Annotated in this window: 20 protein-coding genes; 7 read left to right on the top strand and 13 right to left on the bottom strand. The window is 40.4% G+C overall.

Annotation, left to right across the window (positions count from 1 at the left end; translation table 11 throughout):
• The first annotated feature begins 191 nt into the window (after window positions 1-191).
• From IPJ86_11925 to IPJ86_11935, 3 genes are all read left to right on the top strand, one after another.
• Window positions 192-1,604: a tryptophanase gene (locus IPJ86_11925; protein MBK7887959.1), complete on the top strand. Its 1,413-nt coding sequence runs from the start codon at window positions 192-194 to the stop codon at window positions 1,602-1,604.
• A gap of 90 nt (window positions 1,605-1,694) precedes the next feature.
• Window positions 1,695-4,925 carry a vitamin B12-dependent ribonucleotide reductase gene (locus IPJ86_11930; protein MBK7887960.1) on the top strand — a complete coding sequence of 1,077 codons (3,231 nt, stop codon included), beginning with the start codon at window positions 1,695-1,697 and terminating at the stop codon, window positions 4,923-4,925.
• Window positions 4,926-4,948: 23 nt separating this feature from the next.
• Window positions 4,949-5,386 (top strand): 6-carboxytetrahydropterin synthase, encoded by a 438-nt coding sequence (locus IPJ86_11935; protein ID MBK7887961.1) that lies wholly within the window; start codon window positions 4,949-4,951, stop codon window positions 5,384-5,386.
• Window positions 5,387-5,493: 107 nt separating this feature from the next.
• Here IPJ86_11935 and IPJ86_11940 read toward each other — a convergent pair whose 3' ends face one another.
• Window positions 5,494-7,278: a T9SS type A sorting domain-containing protein gene (locus tag IPJ86_11940; protein MBK7887962.1), complete on the bottom strand. Its 1,785-nt coding sequence runs from the start codon at window positions 7,276-7,278 to the stop codon at window positions 5,494-5,496.
• 29 nt (window positions 7,279-7,307) lie between these two features.
• Window positions 7,308-7,733: a hypothetical protein gene (locus IPJ86_11945; GenBank protein ID MBK7887963.1), complete on the bottom strand. Its 426-nt coding sequence runs from the start codon at window positions 7,731-7,733 to the stop codon at window positions 7,308-7,310.
• 276 nt (window positions 7,734-8,009) lie between these two features.
• Here IPJ86_11945 and IPJ86_11950 point away from each other — a divergent pair, with 276 nt between their 5' ends.
• Both IPJ86_11950 and IPJ86_11955 read left to right on the top strand, forming a co-directional pair.
• A complete protein-coding gene (locus IPJ86_11950; GenBank protein MBK7887964.1) occupies window positions 8,010-8,795 on the top strand; it encodes a tetratricopeptide repeat protein in 786 nt (261 codons plus the stop codon).
• 5 nt (window positions 8,796-8,800) lie between these two features.
• A complete protein-coding gene (locus IPJ86_11955) occupies window positions 8,801-10,735 on the top strand; it encodes a response regulator (GenBank protein ID MBK7887965.1) in 1,935 nt (644 codons plus the stop codon).
• On the opposite strand, the gene IPJ86_11960 is transcribed toward IPJ86_11955, so the two are convergent.
• From IPJ86_11960 to IPJ86_11985, 6 genes are all read right to left on the bottom strand, one after another.
• Window positions 10,728-11,222, bottom strand: coding sequence for a 6,7-dimethyl-8-ribityllumazine synthase (locus tag IPJ86_11960; protein MBK7887966.1), 495 nt, complete (start codon window positions 11,220-11,222; stop codon window positions 10,728-10,730). The two genes, IPJ86_11955 and IPJ86_11960, sit on opposite strands and share 8 nt — an antisense overlap.
• On the bottom strand, window positions 11,223-11,912 hold the full coding sequence (locus IPJ86_11965) for a tetratricopeptide repeat protein (GenBank protein ID MBK7887967.1): 690 nt from the start codon (window positions 11,910-11,912) through the stop codon (window positions 11,223-11,225).
• Window positions 11,913-12,000: 88 nt separating this feature from the next.
• Window positions 12,001-12,462 (bottom strand): low molecular weight phosphotyrosine protein phosphatase, encoded by a 462-nt coding sequence (locus tag IPJ86_11970; protein MBK7887968.1) that lies wholly within the window; start codon window positions 12,460-12,462, stop codon window positions 12,001-12,003.
• 67 nt (window positions 12,463-12,529) lie between these two features.
• The gene (gene dnaA / locus IPJ86_11975) at window positions 12,530-14,002 is read right to left on the bottom strand and encodes a chromosomal replication initiator protein DnaA (GenBank protein ID MBK7887969.1); all 1,473 of its coding nucleotides are present in this window, start codon (window positions 14,000-14,002) and stop codon (window positions 12,530-12,532) included.
• Between the two features lie 91 nt (window positions 14,003-14,093).
• Complete coding sequence (locus IPJ86_11980) at window positions 14,094-15,038, bottom strand: metallophosphatase (GenBank protein MBK7887970.1); 945 nt, start codon at window positions 15,036-15,038, stop codon at window positions 14,094-14,096.
• Window positions 15,013-15,783: a 5'-nucleotidase C-terminal domain-containing protein gene (locus tag IPJ86_11985; GenBank protein ID MBK7887971.1), complete on the bottom strand. Its 771-nt coding sequence runs from the start codon at window positions 15,781-15,783 to the stop codon at window positions 15,013-15,015. The genes IPJ86_11980 and IPJ86_11985 overlap by 26 nt, the downstream gene beginning before the upstream one ends.
• Before the next feature lie 80 nt (window positions 15,784-15,863).
• On the opposite strand from IPJ86_11985, the gene IPJ86_11990 reads away from it, so the two are divergent.
• Window positions 15,864-16,268 (top strand): acyl-CoA thioesterase, encoded by a 405-nt coding sequence (locus IPJ86_11990; protein ID MBK7887972.1) that lies wholly within the window; start codon window positions 15,864-15,866, stop codon window positions 16,266-16,268.
• A gap of 49 nt (window positions 16,269-16,317) precedes the next feature.
• Here IPJ86_11990 and IPJ86_11995 read toward each other — a convergent pair whose 3' ends face one another.
• Genes IPJ86_11995 through ribD form a run of 4 tightly spaced genes read right to left on the bottom strand, consistent with a single transcriptional unit; the run spans window position 16,318 to window position 19,780 of the window.
• Window positions 16,318-17,232 (bottom strand): M20/M25/M40 family metallo-hydrolase, encoded by a 915-nt coding sequence (locus tag IPJ86_11995; protein ID MBK7887973.1) that lies wholly within the window; start codon window positions 17,230-17,232, stop codon window positions 16,318-16,320.
• A gap of 2 nt (window positions 17,233-17,234) precedes the next feature.
• Complete coding sequence (locus IPJ86_12000) at window positions 17,235-17,852, bottom strand: YigZ family protein (GenBank protein MBK7887974.1); 618 nt, start codon at window positions 17,850-17,852, stop codon at window positions 17,235-17,237.
• Complete coding sequence (locus tag IPJ86_12005; GenBank protein ID MBK7887975.1) at window positions 17,853-18,743, bottom strand: EamA/RhaT family transporter; 891 nt, start codon at window positions 18,741-18,743, stop codon at window positions 17,853-17,855. It abuts the gene before it with no gap.
• Window positions 18,740-19,780 (bottom strand): bifunctional diaminohydroxyphosphoribosylaminopyrimidine deaminase/5-amino-6-(5-phosphoribosylamino)uracil reductase RibD, encoded by a 1,041-nt coding sequence (gene ribD / locus IPJ86_12010; GenBank protein ID MBK7887976.1) that lies wholly within the window; start codon window positions 19,778-19,780, stop codon window positions 18,740-18,742. The genes IPJ86_12005 and ribD overlap by 4 nt, the downstream gene beginning before the upstream one ends.
• Before the next feature lie 78 nt (window positions 19,781-19,858).
• Here ribD and prmC point away from each other — a divergent pair, with 78 nt between their 5' ends.
• On the top strand, window positions 19,859-20,716 hold the full coding sequence (gene prmC, locus IPJ86_12015; GenBank protein MBK7887977.1) for a peptide chain release factor N(5)-glutamine methyltransferase: 858 nt from the start codon (window positions 19,859-19,861) through the stop codon (window positions 20,714-20,716).
• A gap of 64 nt (window positions 20,717-20,780) precedes the next feature.
• Here the strand turns inward: prmC and IPJ86_12020 are convergent, their stop codons facing one another.
• Window positions 20,781-22,196 (bottom strand): T9SS type A sorting domain-containing protein, encoded by a 1,416-nt coding sequence (locus tag IPJ86_12020; protein MBK7887978.1) that lies wholly within the window; start codon window positions 22,194-22,196, stop codon window positions 20,781-20,783.
• Window positions 22,197-22,223: the final 27 nt, after the last annotated feature.

The following is a 22,223-nucleotide window of genomic DNA, read 5'->3' on the forward strand; positions in this document are numbered from 1 at the left end:
ATGATATTTGTCAGTTTATTTTCTGCGCCAGATCACTTTCCAAATAGCGTTTAAGTTGTTCCTTCGCACCCGTATGGATCAGCTAAAACGGCTGCCATGCAGATCTGTTATCTGTTCCTGCACTCCCGTTTGGTTCAGATGATTTTTACATCTCAACATTTGAATAAATTATTCCTAAAAGATAAATGGATATGAAGTTTAAAACCATCATCGAACCCTTCAGAATTAAAATGGTTGAACCTGTTTTTATTTCTACCGAGGAACAACGCTTAAATTTTCTGAGTAAGGCGCATTACAATCCTTTTTTGCTGTCTTCTGAAGAAGTAATGATCGATTTCCTTACTGACAGTGGAACTTCGGCAATGAGTAAGGAGCAATGGGCCGCGATGATGCTGGGCGATGAGTCTTATGCCGGTGCCTCCAGTTGGTTTAAATTGGAGAAGTCGATTTATCATCTCACCGGAATGCCGTATATTTTACCAACACATCAGGGCCGTGCAGCAGAGCGCATCCTCTATGGCTATCTCGGGAAAAAAGGAAAGACGTTTATCAGTAATACGCATTTTGATACGACCAGAGCGAATATTGAATTCACCGGTGCCGAAGCCATCGATCTCCCCGTTTCTTCTATCAGTCAGCAAGACCATTTTAAAGGAAATCTGGATATCGCGAAGTTAAAAGAAGAAATTGGCAGGCGCGGTGCAGAAAATATTGCTGCAGTCATTTTAACCGTAACCAATAACAGTGGTGGTGGTCAGCCGGTGTCCATGAAGAATGCAAAAGATGTAAGTGCTGTCTGTCATGAACATGGGATTTTAATGGTGCTGGATGCTTGCAGAATTGCTGAGAATGCCTATTTCATCAAGCATTATGAAGCAGGTTATTCGGATAATGCCTATGAGGAGATTGCCCGTGAAATGTCCGCACTGGCTGATGCATTTGTAATGAGTGCCAAGAAGGATGGAATGGTGAATATGGGTGGATTCCTCGCTCTACGCGATGTGGAACTGTCTGATGCCTGCAAAAACCTGTTGATCATTACGGAAGGATTTACCACCTATGGCGGACTCTCGGGACGTGATATGGAAGCATTGGCTGTGGGTTTAAAAGAAGTTTTTAGTCCTGATTATCTCCATTACCGAATAGTGAGTACAACATATTTAGGAAGCCACTTAAATGATATGGGTGTGCCTGTGGTAATGCCGGTGGGTGGACATGCCGTTTATATAGATGCTGCTGCATTTTATCCGCATATTCCGGTAGATGAATATCCCGGACAGGCATTGGTTTGCGAGTTGTATAAAGCCGGTGGTATCAGATCGGTCGAAGTGGGTTCCGTGATGTTTGGAAAATATGACGCATCCGGTAAATTAATTCCTGCTCCTAAAGAACTGGTTCGTCTGGCATTGCCACGCAGAGTGTACACACAAAGTCATTTGGATTATGTGATTGAAGTATTTGGATTTTTGATTGCGGATAAAAAGAATGTTTCCGGTTACAGAATAACAAAGGAGACCGAGTTTTTAAGGCATTTTACGGCCCATTTTGAGCCGATTTCTAATAAAGATAAAGTAAAGCAGCCGGAAGCGGAGAGTTGTTTATAATTTTGTTTATAAGATGCTGTTTCAGTTGACGGGTATCATTTATTCTTCTGCGTTATACCTGCAACTTCGTCCCTCGATATAGATAGAATCATGAAAAAAGCACTTCGTTCAGGTCAGGAAAAAAAGAAAACAGGTCTTACCATCCTCCGTCGTTTTACGGAGATTAATAAGGATGTATTCCTTGATTTTAAGTATGAGCAGCGTTCATCAGTGATCAAGAACCCGAAAGGCGATATTGTTTTTGAAAATAAGGAAGTGGAAGTGCCTGTCGGTTGGTCACAGGTAGCCACAGATATCCTGGCGCAGAAGTATTTTCGAAGAACAGGTGTGCCGCTGAAGAATGGTTCAACCGGTGGAGAGAATAGTGCGAAGCAAGTGGTACATCGTATGGCGGATTGCTGGAAGGACTGGGGACAGCAGTATGGTTATTTTGCTTCGAAGAAAGATGCGGATGCTTTTTATGATGAAGTAGCGTTTATGTTGCTGAATCAGATGGCCGCCCCGAATTCACCACAATGGTTTAATACAGGACTTTTTCACACCTACGGAATAAAAGGGCAGAAGCAAGGTCATTTTTATGTGGATGCAGTGGATAATCAATTGAAAAGATCTACCAGTGCTTACGAGCGTCCTCAACCGCATGCCTGTTTTATTCTCTCCGTGAAAGATGATTTGGTGAATCCGGGCGGTATCATGGATCTTTGGGTGAGGGAAGCACGAATCTTTAAATATGGTTCGGGTGTTGGTACAAATTTTTCTTCTCTCAGAGGAGAAACAGAGAAATTATCAGGCGGCGGTCATTCCTCCGGTCTGATGTCATTCTTGAAAATCGGTGATCGCGCTGCAGGTGCCATTAAATCAGGCGGTACTACAAGAAGAGCCGCAAAAATGGTATGTCTGGATGTGGATCATCCGGAGATTCTTTCCTTCATCAACTGGAAAGCGGAAGAAGAGAAAAAAGTGGCTGCTTTAATTGCAGCCGGTTATTCTTCTGAATACGAAGGTGAAGCTTATGCAACGGTCTCCGGTCAAAATTCCAACAATTCTGTAAGGCTGAGTGATGCCTTTATGAATGCCGTGAAGCAAGGCGATACCTGGGATTTGCGCTCAAGAAAGGATGGTGCAGTTATCAACTCTTTACCCTCCGAATTTATTATGGATCAGATTGTGGAAGCCGCATGGAAGTGCGCCGATCCCGGGCTGCAGTTTGATACTACGATCAACGATTGGCATACCTGTCCTGCAGGTGGAAAAATTAAAGCATCCAATCCCTGTTCTGAATATATGTTCCTGGATGATACGGCCTGTAATCTGGCTTCCATTAATCTGGGTAAATTCTATAATGCGTCCACAGGTGTTTTCGATGTGGAAGGATTTGAACATGCTTGCCGTTTGTGGACCATCGTGCTTGAAATTTCTGTGTTGATGGCGCAGTTTCCTTCAGAAGAGGTCGCCGTAAACTCTTTTAATTATCGAACTCTTGGACTTGGTTATGCCAACCTTGGATCGTTGCTGATGATGAACGGACTTCCTTATGATAGTGAACCTTCCCGCGCTATGGCCGCTGCAATAACAGCGCTTATGACCGGTGTTGCCTATAAAACATCAGCGGAAATGGCCGATGTGCTGGGTGCTTTTACAAAATTCAATGATAACCGGGAAGCGATGATGAGGGTGATGCACAATCATCGTTACGCTGCTTATAATACATTGGATTCTTTCGAAAATTTAGCAGTAAAACCGGCAGGGATTGATCCTAAGTTTTGTCCTTCCTATTTGTTAAATGCGGCTTGTTCAGTTTGGGATGAAGTCGTGCAAGTCGGAGAGCAGTCCGGTTTTAGAAATGCACAAGTAACGGTGTTAGCACCAACAGGTACCATTGGTTTATTGATGGATTGCGATACAACAGGTGTTGAACCTGATTTTGCGTTGGTAAAATATAAAAAGCTTTCCGGAGGAGGATACTTTAAAATTGTAAATCAATCATTGGATATTGCATTAAGAAAACTCAAATATTCTGAAAAACAAATTGCAGATATTATATCATTTATTTTGGGAAGTGGCTCACTAAAAAAATGTCCTTTCATTAATCCTGCATCATTAGCTGCAAAAGGCTTTACGAGTGAGGACCTTGATCGATTAGAACAGGCGGCGGCTTCTGTTTTTGATATTCGTTTCCTGTTTACCTACTTTACACTCGGTGAATCCTGTTTTAATAATCTTGGTATCACCAAATCTCAGTACATGGATCCTCATTTTGATTTGTTGCATTTCCTCGGATTTAAAGATGAGGAAGTAGAAACAGCCAATCGGTTTGTTTGTGGTGCCATGACCATTGAAGGAGCACCGCATATCCAAAACGAGCATCTTCCGGTGTTTGATTGTGCAAACCGTTGCGGAAAGACCGGTGTTCGTTTTATTGAACCATTAGGACATATTCGAATGATGGCCGCTGTTCAACCTTTTCTGAGTGGTGCTATTTCCAAAACAGTAAACCTTCCGCATGAGTCCACAGTAGAAGATATTCGTAAATGTTATTGGTCGGCATGGGAGAAAGGGTTAAAGGCGATTGCGATCTATCGCGATGGTTCTAAGTTGTCTCAACCGTTATCAAGTTCTTCTTCAGTGGCAAGGAAAACATTGAAAGAATTATCGGAAGAAGATGTGCTGGAGGCTGCTAAGAAATTGATGATGTTGTCAACGGATACAACCTTTAAGCGACAACTTTCCAGTATTGTGAACAGAAAACGACTTCCTGGTAAGAGAGGTGGCTTTACTCAAAAAGCGAAAGTCGGAGGTCATACCGTATTTGTGAGAACCGGTGAGTATGATGATTCAACACTGGGAGAAATTTTTATAGATATGCATAAAGAAGGCGCCTCCTTCAGGTCGCTGCTGAATTGCTTTGCTATTGCAGTTTCAATAGGATTGCAATACGGAGTTCCTTTGGAAGAATATGTAGAAAAATTCATCTACTCCAGATTTGAACCCTCCGGGCCCGTTGATCATCCCAATATTAAAACCGCTACTTCTGTTATTGATTATATTTTCAGATTGCTTGCGCTTGAATATCTCCAAAGGGAGGATTTGGTACAGGTGAAACCGGTTGCTATTACCAACAAAGATCAATCGAAAGAAATTAAAATCAAACCTGCTCCCGAAAGTATTACGTTGAGTTATGATGTTAATCCACCCACTCAGGAGTTCATCGGAAAGATGATGGGAGATGCGCCCATCTGTTCTACTTGTGGTCATATTACCATTCGTTCCGGCTCCTGTTTTAAATGCCTGAATTGTGGTACGAGTATGGGGTGTAGCTAATAAGAAAAAATGTATACTTGTTGATGGAAAAACAGAAAGTTTCGCTAACTAAAATATTTACTTTTGATACTGCCCATGCACTGGAAAATTATCCGGGTAAATGCAGACATATTCATGGTCATACCTATATACTTCATGTCACGATTTCCGGTGATATAAGAAATGAAAGGGGTGACCCATATGATGGAATAATTATTGACTTCAGCGAATTGAAGAAATGGGTACATGATGCCGTCATTCAACAATTTGATCATGCCTTATTATTGAGAGAGGGTAGTGCCCTCGCAGCAATGACATTTCCGGAATGGGAGAGGATATATCTGACCAGCTACCAGCCCAGTTGCGAAAATATTCTTTTGGACATTCTTCAAAAACTACAAACTACAATTCCGAATAATATCCTTGTTAAGAAATTGACGCTCTATGAAACGCCCACTTCTTATGCAGAATGGGAACGGTAATTAGACTCTTCTTTATATGAAAAGAGACCTCCCTATCTCAGTAATGACAAGTCGCGACTTGTCATTACCAGGATAAAGGAGGTCCCCCTTTCAATATAATGTAAACTTTATTTGATGGTAACTCTTTCAGAATAGCTGAAATCAGTACCGTCAACCTTAACAATGTATAATCCCTTTGCAAAATTGCTCAGATCGATTTGAGTATTAATATCACTCATGCGACTGTTGTAAATTTCTTTTCCAAGAATATTTATTACACGAATAGTAGCATTTTCAAATTTCATCACGCGTAAATTAACAACTCCATTACTCGGATTTGGGAAAATACTCACACCACCCGGATTTGCATTTTCATTGATTGCCGTTGCAATAGATAAATTGATAAGATCAACACGTAAAGAACTTGAACCTACAACAGGACTAGGGTTAGGTACAAATGCATGGAAAGCCACATAATAAACACCACTGGTTCCCACCGTTACGGTATTTACCGAATTGTGATAAATCGAGTCGATAACTTCTGTTGCAATTAATTGTGTGGAAGAGCTAGGATCCTGGGCAGTTGCTAACTTAACTTCCAGACTGCAAGGAGCCTGCAAATCAAATTGGCGATACCAATAATCCAATGTGTAATTGACGCCGGCTTGTAAATCAAAGCAACCTGTCCAAACCCAATCGTCATCATAATCCCCACTTCCTGCTTTACGCAAACAATCAGTACCACTGTAGGCCAAAGCATTTACAAGTGCCCAGCTTACACCATCTCCATTTGCATCATTTACCAGCCATTGACTTAGGTCTTCACCAACTTCAAAGTCCATCACATAAGGGGTAGCGAGATTATTTGCACTGAAACTTTCTACTTGAATGCTAGACGCGTCATTAGCAGTAGTTGTATCGCCGGTTAAAGCGGTGGAAGCATTAATGGTATAAATTCCCGCAACAGATAGATCTGCAGTTGCAGTAAATGTATAATCAAGTGTAGCATTAGAAGCTATAGGGCCTGCAACAGTTTCTGTTATAGGGGTTCCTCCATTAATGCTATAACTTACAGGAACATTAGAGATAGAAGCACCACCAAAATTCCTAACCGTTACAGTAATAGGCGTAGTAGCTGATAAAGCACAACCACTTTCAGTTCCAACAATTGCAATTGCCCCTGCATCAGCAGCAACAGGTTCATAAACAGTAACATCATCAATGATCCATACCCAATCATAATTTCCGGTCCATTTGAAACGGATAAATACTGTAGCCTGGTTACCAGCAACTGTGCTGATATCTACCACAACATTTCTTGGGTTAGGTGAACTTTGATTTTGACCCAGACCGGTTTCTGCATTGTAAACATCCGTCCAGGTAGTACCATCATTGCTCACTGATACTAATCCGACACCAGTCTGATATTGGACAAAAACTTCATTGAAAGATAAAAATACAACCGGGTTGGTGGAGCAATTAATTGCCGGAGTTTTTAAATCAGAATCTTCCGGGCCGCTAGTTGCACTGGGAGGACCACCAATATCACTATCAAATAACATGAATCCATTGGACGCTGTAGTATTTGTAGGAGATAAAGTGACGGGCGTTCCTAATGCTGTAGGACTATTAACTGAACCGGTAGTAGAATAGGTCCAGATTTCATTAAATGTTGCAGTTACATCAGTAACAGTCCACGTAGAAGGTAAACCTGCAGCAAAATCTTCAGAGAAGATAACAGCCGCAACTCCGGGCGTTACATTCTTCGTGGAAGAAAGTTTTAATAGAGCTGATTGCTCTATTGCAGGAGCGGAATTGTATTTACTTCTGACCGTTCGTGATTCAGAATCTTGCTGGGCGCTCACTTGTATCGTAAGTACTCCGGCAAGTAGGAGTAATAGTTGTTTTTTCATTTTTAAATCTGGTGTTTTAGTGTTTTATATTATTCAGTTATTTCCTCTTTGACCACAAATACAATATTGGGAAGTTTTATTTCTGTACCCGATGCGTCCTTGCCCAATACTTCTTTCAGAAATATAGTGTCTCCCTTTTTCATTTGATCAATAGCTTTTCTTGCAAGAATCGGAATGCCATTATTTGCAAGACCATATTCCTTTGTTTGTAAAGGATTCATAGTGATCATGGTGAAAAGAAACTGATTCAGTTGATAGATTTTCCCATCGTTACAAACCACTTTTAATGGTAAGTTATCCGCCCATTCCTGAGCTTCCTTTAATGTAACTTTTGTGGATCCGGCTGAATCGGTGGGTACTGCACAAAGCTTTAACTTAGGTGATTGAGCCATAGCGATTTGTTGGCCAATAGCCATGTGTAGCACAAGGGTGGTAAGAATAATTATCAATCTCATTTAGTTGAAGTTAAGAATTCTTCAAATTTAGGTATATTATTTGGCATTTTCATAGCCTGATTTGAAACATTTTTAACATACAACCGTAAAATTCAGGCTATCCATTTGAAATGTTGAGTAAATACCTTGTCAATATGCGTTTAATATGTTCATTAAGGGTATTTATCCTGCTTTTATTAATTAATGCAAATACTGTTAAAGCGCAGGTAAAAAAGGATTCGCTTGAAAATATTTTATGGAATTCAATTACCCTTGACACTAACCGCGTTTTGATTCATGAGAAGCTTGCCTATCATTACAGATTTATTAGTCCGGATACTGCTCTCTATCACGCCACTCTTGCAAATGATTTATCCCAAAAAGCTGAAGTATACTTATGGATTAATTTATAGTTTGAATCATCTTGGGGTTTACTATCAGAATAGGGGGCAGTACAATCAGGCTATGTCTTACTACAATGAGATGCTTGAATTTTTTTCCAAAGATTGCCCGCCGAGGATATTTAAGGCAATAGCATTGGCCATTAATAATATTGGAATGGTGCATTTTGAGAAAGAGGAATTTGATGAGGCCGAGTATTATTTTCAAAATGCTTTGAAAATAGATAGATACCTGCACTATCCTAAGGGTATAGCACGGGAATTGGGAAACCTTGGTAAACTTAAAATTGCACAGGGAAATAGTGATAGCGCACTGGTTTGTCTAAGACAATCACTTGACTATGAAAAATCAATTCATCATACCATCGGTATGCTGGAGACGATGGTAGATATTGGTAAAGTATATTACCAGCAAAAACAATATCAGGAAGCTAAGATGATATTGTACGAAGCTTCCAATTTGAACAAAGAGTGCTACCTGAAAGCAAATGTTTGGATAGATCAGCTATTGAGTGAGATTTATTTTGAAGAAGGCGATTTTGATTCGGCATTGCAGCTCGCAAGAAGAGCACTTCAAAATGCAAAAGTTCTCCAGGATAAAATGTTGTCGGTAAGCTTAGCTCAAGACCTTTCAGAAATTTACAGTCGTAAGGGAATGTATTTTGAAGCCTATTCATTTTAGATACCGTGAACATTCTATCCAATAATTTGCAAAAAGAAACAGCAGATTGGCAACGGGCGGATATGATGGCAGGCTTTGAAAGTGACAAGAAAAGAAAGGAAATAAAAATTTTGCAGGAAAACCGGGATAAGATGATTTACTATAATTCCAGGTTAATTAGTATGAGGAATGGTTTGGTTCTGTCCCTTTGTTTTTGTTTGGTATTGGGAGGTATTATTTACAAAGCATACAGGGACAAGAGGAATGTGAATAAGGTGCTCATGACTAAGTTTGGAGAAATAAGGTCGAAGAATGCCGATATTCAAAATAAGAATCGTGAGATCGGTGAGATCAACTCTTCCTTAATCGCATCGAATATCACGTTAAATAAAAAAGAATTTCAATTGAAAGAAGCACAGCGAATTGCCGGACTTGGTTCATGGGAATTTGATTTGCAGTTAAAAAAGTTTGCGTATACAGAATATCTGAAAAGTTTGTTTTTTACTGAGGAGGTTGGCGATCAGGAAATGAATTTCCGATCCTATCTGAAGCGTATTGATAAAAATGACTGGCCGGCAGTTAAATCTGCATTGAAAAAGGCATTTATAGAAGGGGAAGCCGCAGAAGTTGAATTTAGTATTACGGATGGAATTGATCAGCAAAAGTACTTTAACGCTCGTGCGGTTCCGATGATGAATGATTCAGGGGAGAGAGTTTTAGTCGCAGGTACTGTATTCGATAATTCAAAATACAAGAAGGCCGCTTTCAAGCTAATGGAAGCCAAGGAGAATGCAGAAATGGCGAATCAGTCAAAGAGTGTTTTTCTCGCAAATATGAGCCATGAAATCCGAACTCCATTGAATGGTATTTTAGGATTTACTCAAATTCTTTTAAAGGAGTGTAATGTCCCGCAGCAAAAGGAATATCTGAAACATATTCAAAATTCCGGTGATAATTTGTTAGTGCTGTTGAATGATATTCTCGACTTCAATAAAATCGAACACGGAAAATTAGATATTGAAGCTACCAATTTTCAGCTAAGAGAAATGGTGAATGAGGCGATAGTTCCCTATCTGCTTCAGGCGAAGGAGAAAGGGCTTGATGTAAAAGTGCATTGTACTCCTGAAATTCCTGCTAATGTATTGGGGGATCCTTATCGCACCCGGCAGCTATTAATAAATTACTTGTCCAATGCACTGAAGTTCACAAAGACAGGTTATGTAATGGTCGATATTTCCTTAGATGAGATCAGCGTGCCGGATGGAAATGATCTCACTATTAGATTTACAGTATCTGATACAGGCATTGGAATTCCTGAAGATAAGCAGGAAAATATTTTCAAAGCATTTACTCAAGCAGATAGTTCTACCACCCGCAAGTACGGTGGCACAGGATTGGGATTGGCAATTAATAATGAATTGGCAAAACTAATGGGTGGGACATCCGGAGTACATAGTCCGGGACGTCTTTCTATGAATGGCAACCCCGGTTCTGATTTTTGGTTCACTATTAAAGTGAAGAGAGGGCATTATACTGCCAAAGCACCGACACTCAATCATAGTAATGATGGTGTATTCGAGAGTAAATTAAATATCCTTGTTGCAGAGGATAATGTGATCAATCAACTTCTGATAAGAAAAGTGCTGGAGTCGATGAACTGTGAGGTGACCCTGGTTGAAAATGGAAAGTTAGCTGTGGAAGCGTTGACTCTAAAATCATATGATGCCCTGTTGATGGACATTCAGATGCCTGTGATGGACGGTCATCAGGCCGCTATGGTGATTCGTCAGTCGGGAAATATATCCATCCCAATTATTGGGGTTTCCGCAAATGTTTTTAAAGAGGATATTGAAAAAAGTTTGATGTCGGGAATGGATGCACACTTAGGAAAACCATTTACAGCAAAAGAATTGTTTCAGGTATTAAAAGATAAAATTCGTCTCAGAAGAGCAACTACTTAGTCACATTTTCAGAATATAATGAGGCCATTTTAATTGCAGTGATTCCGGCTTCAAATCCTTTATTGCCATATTTACCACCTGCTCTCTCTTTTGCCTGATCTAAAGTGTCCGTAGTCAACACTCCGAAAATGACAGGTTTATTGTATTTGATAGTCAGCTCCGTTAATCCTAACGCGACCGCCTGACAAATAAAATCAAAATGTCTGGTTTCTCCCTGAATAACGCAACCCAAACAAATGATAGCATCAAATTTTTCGGAGGGAAGAAGTAGGGATGCACCCGCAGTTAATTCAAAACTCCCGGGAACATTGATCACGGTTATTTTATCAGCTAATACTCCTCCACGTGTTAATGCATCCTGAGCCCCGGCTAAAAGTGCTTCGGTTATTTCTGAATTCCACTCAGCAACGACAATGCCGAACTGATAGGGTCCGGCATTGGGTAAATCTTGAGGTAAAAAGGAAAGTGATTGGTGTGCTGAAGACATTTATTCTGCCGGATTAATTCCTCCTAAAGCACTTGCTCTGCCAATATATTTATCAATATCTCTTGCTTCAGAGCTTAAAGGATAATCTTGTTTGATCTGATTGTAAATTTCAATGGCAGAAGCATAATCCTTCTTCTGCTCATTCACGAATCCCATTCTCATGAGGAAGAGTGGCTTGCTGAAATTATTTTCATCCCAATCTGCAGCTTTCTTGTAAAAAGAGAGTGCTTCATCCAGTTGATTTAATTCAACATATGCTCCGGCAATTCCACCAAGCGCCAATGCACCGGTGATATCATCTTCTGCATCGTAATTTTTTAATGTTTCAATCGCATTTTCATATTCACCTTTTTGCAAGAGACTCATGCCAAGGTAATATTGAGCAAGATTTCCGGAAGGAGCTGAACTGTAGTTTTCAACGATTTCCTGAAAGCCGGGATAGGAGCCATCTCCATTTATAGCGAGTGCGAAACTGTCTTGCGCAAAATATTGTTCAGCAAAGAACATGTCATTCCGAGCATTTTCTTCCTGTGGCTTTACAATAAATTGATTGTATCCAAAGTAAGCAAGTATTACCGCAACGATTACGCCGCCAATAATGCTTAAACTTTTCTTGTTTTCATGAACGTACGCTTCTGCTTTATCTATGCTTTCAGCGATTTCAATACCTTGTTTTTTCTCTTCCGACATGGACTTTGAAGAAATTTAATTTTCAGATTGCAAAGATATAAGAAATATACATCCGTGGAAAGGAGGAAATTACAAGGTTGTTTTTCTTTTAACTATTATTAGTCAATAGTTTATGAGCAATATTTTCACAGGCCGTATCAATCAGGTCAAAAACCTTCCGGAAATCTTCTGCCTCACCGTACCAGGGATCAGGCACATCGCGGTCACCCATACCGGCATATTTTAGAAAGAGTTGTACCTTATTTTGGGATTCCGGAGGCGCTATTTTTATTAAATCGTGGTAAACACTACTGTCCATAGCAAGGACTAAATCAAAGCGTTTAAAGTCGTCGATATGGATTTTCCGGGCTCTTTGATGATCTATCGCAATATCATGCTTTGCAGCGATTGTAATCGATCGCTGATCAGGAGATTCTCCAGAATGCCATCCACCGGTACCCGCTGAATCCACGAAGTAGTTTTTTCCGGCTTTCCGGAGTTTCTCTATCATTATTCCTTCTGCCAGCGGGGACCTGCAAATATTGCCAAGGCAAACCATTAGAATATTCATGCGATGGATTTAAATGAAAGAAGTCCTGAGGGGATGTCAGGACTTCTTAATATTAGGTGTTACTTGTTTATCGGGAGAGATTAATTCTTTTCTGAAGATCAACAACCTGCGCTTTGAACTTTTTATCAGTATCAATGAGGTTGTTTACCGTTCTGCAGGCGTGAAGCACGGTAGCATGGTCTTTACCACCGCAATGCATTCCAATATTGGAAAGAGAAGATTTGGTAAATTGCTTACTGAAATACATCGCCAACTGACGGGCCTGAACGACTTCTCGTTTACGTGTTTTTGATTTCAGGACTTCAAGAGGAAGTTCGAAATAATCACATACGATTTTCTGAATATAATCGATGGAAATTTCGTGGACAGTATTTTTTACAAACTTGTCAATCATTTGCTTGGCAAGTTCAATGGTAATCGGCTTCTTATTGAGTGAAGCCTGAGCGATAATCGAAATCAAAGCACCTTCCAGTTCACGTATATTATTAGTGATGCTCAGTGCAATATATTCGGTAATCTCATTGGATAGTTCAATACCATCCACATACATTTTCTTCTTTAAAATCGCAATGCGGGTTTCCAGATCCGGAATCTGAAGATCAGCTGCAAGACCCCATTTAAAGCGAGAAAGCAGGCGTTGCTCCATCCCTTGTAAATCTACAGGAGGCTTATCGCAAGTAAGAATAATTTGTTTGTTGTTTTGATGTAAATGATTGAAAATATGGAAGAATACATCCTGTGTTTTTTCCTTTCCCGCAAAGAACTGAATATCATCAATGATCAGCACATCCATCATCTGATAAAAATGAACGAAGTCATTCTGACTGTTATTCTTCACAGAATCAACAAACTGATGCATGAACTTTTCACTCGGAACATACAGCACCGTTTGACCGGGAAAATTGTTTTTTATCTCGATACCAATCGCGTGGGCAAGATGTGTTTTACCAAGTCCTACACCACCATATATAAGGAGTGGATTAAAAGAAGTACCACCCGGCTTCTGCGCTACTGCATAACCTGCTGATCTTGCGAGTCTGTTGCAATCACCTTCTACCAGATTTTCAAAGGAGTAATTGGAATTGAGTTGAGAATCAATATCAATCTTTTTCAGACCGGGAATGATGAATGGATTTCTGATTCCACCACTGATTTGCTGAGGAATAGTTACAGAAGGATTCTTTAAACCATTGTTGCCCTTGGCAGGAATCTTAACCGTGTAAGGTTTAGTGTTTTGAGAGGAGGTTTCCATCAAAATAGAATACTCCAACCGGCCTTCAGGACCTAATTCCCTCTTCACTGTTTTTCGCAGTAAGCCAATGTAATGCTCTTCCAGCCATTCATATACAAATTGGCTGGGTACTTCAATGGTTAAAGTATTCTGATCGAGCTTGACCGCCTTAATGGGTTCAAACCAGGTCTTAAAATTTTGTGGATTTACATTGTCTTTTATTAATTTCAAACAGTTTTCCCATATCTGGTCACTTGATTTTTCTTTAATTACAGAATCCTTTTCTTTTTGCATACCTGCAGAAGGCATTTGAAATAAGTGAATGAATTGATGAATTGTAATCGTACTGAAATTGTACTCGGCAAATATTGTCTAAAAAGATTTTAAAAAAAAATTTATTTCATATTGACTTTTTAGAAATTTTTACTGTAGAGGAAGTATGCGTGATTTTTTGACCCTTCTCCCCAAACAAAAAGTCAATTCTTCCCATTCGTATACCTCCCCAGCCGGTTTGTGCAATCAGCACGTTTTTTTGTTCGGTATTTTTTACTATAGCAGGAGAATCAAGAAAGGTATGGGTATGTCCACCCAGAATTAAATCAATATTTTTTGTGTTCATGGCTAGGGATTCATCACTAATTTTTGTATGGTCATATTTGTAACCCAGGTGGGAAAGACAAATGACAAGATCGCAGTTGAGGTTTTTTTTCAAATGGTGGGCGGTGGAGTTGGCTGAGGGAACAGGGTCTGTGAAGATAATGTTTTTTGTAAGACGTTCTTCAACAAGTCCTTTAAGTTCTATTCCCAGGCCGAAGACTCCCACTTTGATTCCGACCCTCTCAAATATACGAAATTTTTCTACTTTTCCGTCTAAGGGTGTATTTTCGAAAATATAATTTGAATTGATAAATGGAAAATTGGCATGCGGCATTTGCTTTACCAGCCCTTCCACGCCATTATCGAAATCATGATTCCCAAATGTAGCAGCATCATATTTCATGGCGCTCATGGCCTTTAATTCCACCTCTCCGCCAAATAGATTAAAATAGGGAGTCCCCTGAAAAATATCTCCACTGTCCAGCAACAGCACCGGATGGCCTTCGTTTCTTATTTCTTCGATGAGGTTCATCCGTCTGTAAACGCCGCCCATCCCCGGAAATTTCGGATCATTGTCAGGAAATGGATCTATTCGGCTATGCGTATCGTTAGTATGTAATACCGTGAGCTTTTTCCACCCCTGAAGGGCCAATACATTCGTGCTGATTCCTCCAATGCCGGCGAGCAGCAATGCCTTTAAAGATTGACTGAGAAATGTCCTTCTACTGTATCCTGACAAGTCTGCCATCTTTTTGAATAATTATAGAATCACCGGTCATTCCGTAATTTTTGAGGTCGAGAAGGAGCGCTTCCCGTACTTTCAAAGATAGTATTTTTCTTTCAGTAAATTTTTTTAAAACACTGAATCCATCTCCGCCATTTGCCAGATAATCAGATGTTGCAACATGGTAAATTTTTGTGGCAGATAATGCGGTTCCATTTACAGTGATATCCTTTGCACGCTTTCCGTCGATGGAAAACCGAACACCGGAAACAGGTGCTCCTCCCATGGATGCAATATGTTGCAACACACTATCGGCATCGGTTCCATTCATCGTGAGCACGACCAGTTCATTTTCAAAGGGCATGACCTCATATACATTGCCAATGGTGATTTTACCCCGGGGCAATGAAGCCCTTAAGCCTCCATGGTTTAGAAAGAGGAAGTCGGGAGTTGGATAATTCTCTTGCTTGCAAATGCGCTCGACCTGGTGCAGACAAGCATCTGCGCAATAATTTCCAAGCAGTCCTTCCGGTAATTCTTTCACCATAGCCTGCGCAGAAATTGCGAGTATGGTATTCATCGTCTTTTTCAGACTGTCCGAGTAAGAACTGATAAAACTCATATTTTCGGTGTCAATATGATTATTTGAAGGGTCAGAAAAAATATATTGTTGGTTGGAGGTGGTGTAGATTAGCTTTTTGGGATGGCATCCTTGAAGTAGTATGCCCACCACAATGTAAAATATATAATGCTGCAAAGACACCTTCATTGTACAATAATACAAATTGAAAAGAAAAATTACTATTGGTTTTGCATTTTTATTTTTAGCATCTTCGCTTAAAATTTACTATGTTTAAAACCGAGACTACTATAAGAGTTCGTTATGCTGAAACGGATCGCATGAATTATGTTTATTATGGTAATTACGCTTCATATTTTGAGGTAGCCCGAGTGGAAGCATTGCGAGGAATTGGAATAAGCTATAAAAAAATGGAAGAGGAAGGTTTTCTGTTGCCCGTTTATGAGTACAATGTTAAGTACTTTAAGCCGGCCTTTTATGATGATGTGCTACTTATTAAAACTTGTATTCCGGTAATGCCTTTGGTTCGAATAGTTGTTAATTATGAAATTTACAATGATTCATCAGAGAAAATTTGCGAGGCGCATACAACGTTGGTTTTTATGAGTAGTGAAACGAATAAGCCCTGTAAAGCTCCTGAGGAATTTCTGTCAAAACTCAGAAATTATTTCTAAAAAAATGTGTTAGTATATTGTTTTTTGTAGAATTAAATAACGAAGGATGCTATAATTCTTTCATTAACATCGTATAAGCTTTTAGCATAGCATCAATATCGGACTTATTCACTTTTTCATCCGGACTATGTACAAAATCTTCGGGTGCACCAATAAAACACCAGTCAATGGGGTAGGGTTGCTTCTGTATTTCGTTGCCATCACTGCCTCCCGCACTTTCTACTTCCAGTTGATGGGGGATGTTTTCATCTTTTAAAAGACGTAATATTTTATTGATAAAAATTCTTCTCGGTATCCCGGAGTCCCTCAAGGAAACAGCAACACCTTTCCCAGGCTGTACTCCATTCGTCACCCAGGTAATGTCAGCAATGAGGGCTTGTCGGATTTTATAATTTTCCCAGATGTATTTGGTGAGATAGGGGACAGAACCGCCTCCATGTTCTTCCCAGCAACTGAAAACGATGATGCCATCTTCCATCGTTTCCGCCAGCTTTAATGCAACATATACACCCAATCGATTATCCAGATAACAACTTTGTACCCATTGATTGTCTTCTCTGAAATTCATCTTAAAGCTAAGTGCAGTACCACTATCGATGAGCCGGCTGTTTTGATAACTGAGACTATTGTCCTCCTCATTCACATGCAACTCACATTCCACGTAACCTTTCGAATCGGTACCTGCCAGCTTGTACCCACTCACCGTTTTCGGACCACCTATCTTTACCAGTTCCCGGTCATATCTCACGTGGAAACCAATATTGTCCATATGAGCATAAACGGCGGTTCTGGGTTTTCCAAATACGAGTACAATGCAATGCTGGAAATCTTCACCATGTACTACCAACGGCTGCTGTACCCAACTGCACATTTTGGATTGAATGTATTCTATCAAAAAGGCGTGCATCAATTCTTCATCACCACTGGGCGCATGAATTCCGCAAAGATTCTTAAGGAGTTGCATAGTTAAATAGGTTCAAGCGTAGATTGATAGCTGAGCTTCGGATGTTCTTTGAATTTCTTCTCGAAGTCGGGGCTGAATTTTTTGCGAATATCGAAAATGATCGTACACGGCTGGCTGTAATCCTGCTTTTTAATTTGTAGCGGAAAAAATTTTAAAAGATGATGTACTTCGTTGATCAGCTCATAAGGAAAAGTCAGAACAAAGCTATCGTTGATGGTCTGTTCAATAATGGTAGATTGTTCAATGACCTGAGCGGCAGCCGATCTGTAAGCGGAGATTAATCCGGGTACACCCAATAAAGTTCCACCGAAATACCTGACCACTACAATGAGAATATCGGTTAACCCTTTCGATTGAATGGCACCCAGAATAGGTTTCCCTGCAGATCCCGAAGGCTCCCTGTCATCGCTGAAACGGAATACTGTGGGATCGGTGGTCAGACGAAATGCATAGCAATGATGGTTGGCTTGCGGATGTTCTTTCTTTACTTTTTGAAGCAGGGCTTTTACTTCTTCCTCCGACTTCACCGGATAACTCAGTCCAAGAAAACGACTTCCCCGTTCACGGACTTCTGAAGCGGCAGCAGACTGAATGGTATGATAGGTATCTTCAAATAACATTTAAGCACCGAGGATGATGATGCTGAGTATGGCCAGAAAGATACCGGCAAAATTGATGCGACTAATTTTTTCCTTGAACAGCACCAATGCAAAAATAACGGATATCAGCACGACAAAGACGTTGGCGATAGAGAATACCATAGAACTGTCGGCCTGAGGAAAGGATAGCGCGGTGATGAGAAATTCGAGTGAATAATAATTGGTGATGCCCAGCACAATGCCGCCAAGGATACTGATGGCTTTAATCCGGATATTGTTTTTGAAATAATTGAATAGGGTCATGAGTATCCCAATGATTCCGGCAGCACCAAATAAAAGGGATATAAAAAGTGTTCGGTTCTCCGTCGTGATTAAATAATGCTCTGATAATTTTATACAAAGATCCACCATGCCGCTTCCGATAAATAGCAACAAAGGAAGAATCCAAACGGGTCTTTTATTCGCCGTACTTTCTTCTTCTTTCTGCGCCGACGGATAACTGCTCAATACCACAGCCGCCAAAGCAGTGATGATTCCGATAATCCGCGCCGGGTTTAAAAGTTCATGGAAGAGAAGGATGCCTCCTGCAATCGGAATGATCATCGACATCTTCCCGGCTATTGAGGTGATGGTAATTCCGGAATATTGTGCGGTTAAGGTGGCAATATAAAAAACGACAATAAAGAGCAAACCGATTCCGAAGGCATATATAAGGATATCGCCCACATTCTCCAACGCTGCTGCACTTTGTGTGTAATTATTAAAAAACGAAAAGGAGGAAGCTGTGATATAATTGAATGTTAATCCATGCACATTGTTCACTTCGAACCGCTGAAAGTATTTTAAGATGACATATAATAATGCCATTAATGTCGCTGCAATCGTGATGGTAATCAGGAAAGAGATACTCATGCAGGCTGCTGATTAACGATTTCGAACAGTTGATTATCGCCTATAGATGTCAGATGTATTTTTCCCTGCGGAATCGCCGGTGCAGAAATACCCTGACCTATGATTTTGTTGCTGATGAAAATCCGGCACTCATCCCAAAGTTGCTGTTCCAGAAACTGACGATGCGTAAGAGGTCCTCCTTCCACTAAGAGCGAATGAATACCGGCTTGTTGCAAATGACTTAAGAGAGCAGGAAGGAAGGGCGTGAAAGCCGAAAGGGGAATGACTTCAGCGTTGGAATAATTATAATTTTCCTGCTGTGTATAGATAAGTGTGCGTTGTTGGCCATCGAAAATTTTTAAATTGCTTTTCCCGCAAAGATTTCCGGATCGATCCAATATGATTCTTACCGGAGATGCACCCTGCCAATGCCGGGTATTCAGTTCAGGATCATCAATCGCAGCGGTTCCGGCGCCGATAAGAATGCCGCTTTCTTCGCTTCTCCATTTATGACCGATGATTTTACTGAGGGAGTTACTGATTTGTACTCTTTCTTTTCCGTTTCCGGTAATGCCATCGCTGCTCTGAGCCCATTTTAAAATCAGATAAGGCCTTTTCCGGGTATGAGCGCAAACAAAACGTTTGTTTAGTAGGAGACATTCATCTTCCAGAACTGAGCAAATCACTTCAATGCCTGCTTCTCGTAATTTCCTGATACCACTTCCATTGACCCCCGCAAAGGGATCCTGCATGCCAATCACCACTTTTCGGATACCGGAGGAAATAATCAGATCCGTACACGGTGGAGTTTTTCCAAAATGAGAACAAGGCTCCAGATTCACATACAGTGTCGCTCTGCCAAGCAGTGATTTATCTTTTACTGCATCAATGGCATTTACTTCCGCATGCGCTTCTCCAAATTGACGGTGGTAGCCTTCGCCAATTATTTTGCCGTCTGCAATAATAACACATCCTACCAGGGGATTAGGCGCGACCTGTCCGGACCCGAGGGCTGCTAATTGTAAGCAGCGTTGAATATAAAGTTGATCGTTGGACATGGGCGGCGTGCAAAAATAGTATTACAGATTGTTCTCCCTGCATTTTTGTGAAGGAAAGATTTAATGTATTTTTGCTTTATGACGATTTTAGACTTTTTAAATTTGGTGAAAGCGGAGTTGGAAAACATTTATGAGGGTTCCGAAGCCAATGCGTTAGCCAGTCATCTGCTCCAGGAACGGCTGGGATATTCTTTCAGTGAGCTAAGGATGAAAGAACTGGAAGTGATCGATGAAGAACTTACCGGTATTTTAGTAAATGATCTCGCCCGACTTAAAAAATCAGAACCCGTTCAATATGTGTTGGGATATACCTGGTTCAATGAGATGAGGATAGAAGTGAGTAAGGACGTGTTGATTCCGCGACCTGAAACGGAAGAGTTGATCGCATTCATTCAGGATTATCCTTTATCAGCCGATGGAAACCTACTCGATATTGGCACCGGCAGTGGTTGTATTGCATTGGCATTGAAACAGGCTTTTCCAACTGCAAGGGTTTTCGGTGCGGATGTTTCTGAAGCTGCATTGAAAGTGGCTGAGAGAAACAGTGCCGCGCTTGATTTACCGGTGAGCTGGTTGCGATGGGATGTGCTAAAAGATGCGATGCCGGGGGTAAGCTTACCCGCTCTGGATGTCATTGTCAGTAACCCGCCCTATATCTGCATGAATGAATTTGCTTCGCTCCATACCAACGTAACCGGCTTTGAGCCACATCTTGCTTTGTTTGTTCCTGATGACGAACCCTTACTCTTTTATAAGTACATTGCCACCTTTGCAAAAAAGCAATTGAAACCCGGTGGACATTTATGGTTCGAGATCAACAGGGAATATGCAGAAAATGTTGCGGCCTTGCTTGAGGTAGAGCTGTTTGAAGATGTACGCATTTACAGAGATTTATCTGCGAATGACAGGTTTGTTTCGGCGGTGAAGGGAGTGTAAGTGCTAAGTTCTCAATTCCAAAATTGATATTCTTTAACCAACTTTACTTCGTTGCCTTCTCATATCATCGCATCAACACCAATTTCATTCCCGCTCTTTCATATCCGCTTTTAATAACACAAGTATACACACCATTACTCATCTCTGGCATTTTTACAAACTGAAGCGTACTCCAAGCGGGTAAATTCATTTCAAATACTCGTTGCCCTGTCACATTGTAAACTTCAAACACCCCATTCTTATTTTGAGGTAAGAGATAAACCAGCTTAATGTACCCATCGCTTGTAGGGTTGGGCGAAATACTAAATTTGAAATCGTGTTTTAGCTCTTCTATCCCTATGGTTAAAGTATCACAAACACTTCCTACAACCGGACCAAGGTTGTAATTGGGGTGGTTGGGGACGGCTCTGAGGTGAAGGTAGCTTCCCAAATCAATGGCATGCTGTTGTACATCACAGTCAAGCCCTGCACTATCCGGGTAGTTCATTTCATGGAGATGCTGAACCGAACTGCCGCTGGTGATATATATTTTTGCGTTAGCGGCTAAGTACATATTAAAGAATGATGTAGCACAACAAGTTTGTCCAGGAGGGGAGATGAATCCGTCATAGCTGGCTACTGTGTCTACTGTAAGGCTGTCAGTGTCTATTTGATATATTTTTGAGCTACTACATGTATATGCATAATCACTATTAGGGCTAAAAGCAAGTCCGAACAAATAGCTTGCTGGTGATACGGAAAGAGAATTAATATTGGAAAAAAAACCTGTACATCTATCAAAATCTGCAATAATTAAGTTTCCACTAGGACTTTGATTCATTGGAGAACTATAAATAAATTTCGAACCATCTTGAGAAAATATCAATTGAGACACATTTCCATAAGTATTTGTGGATAAACTAAAATTTTGGATAAGCATTGTGTCAATCCCAAGTGGTGTGAGTAAAAATGTGTAGGATTGGGGATTCCCATCCTTTATACATACAATCCACCAATCTCTTCCATTTGCATGTTTACATGCACTTATTCCCCAACTTAAAGTATCAGCAAAAATACTGTCATTTTTAAGAACTACACTACCCAAACCCCCATCTAGGCTGATGTCAATCGTTGAAGAGTAGAGAATCGTTGGATCTATTGCAAACTGACCCTGTCTTGATTTGTGAAAAAGTACATATTTTATTGAATCCCCTGGGAAAGGTAAAAACAATGCACCATAACCTAAAGGTATTCCATATGGCCAACTGGAAGTTAAAAATCCTGGAGCTAGATCACCACCATTCACCATCGTATCGTTGTTGGCATTTGCAATCCAAATCCCGTTACTGCTCATTAAAAAATTGCCTTGCGCATCGCAGATGGTCGCTTCTGTACCTAAAAATGGCATTTTTCTATATTCAACAGTATGTGTGTAAGAAGTTGAATCAAAAAATATCCTTCCTTTCGGATCTTGAATAAAAAGAAATTTCCTAACAGCCAAACATGATTATAAAACCCCTGCGCAGTT

This window comes from Bacteroidota bacterium (assembly GCA_016713925.1).
Lineage (GTDB): Bacteria > Bacteroidota > Bacteroidia > AKYH767-A > OLB10 > JAJTFW01.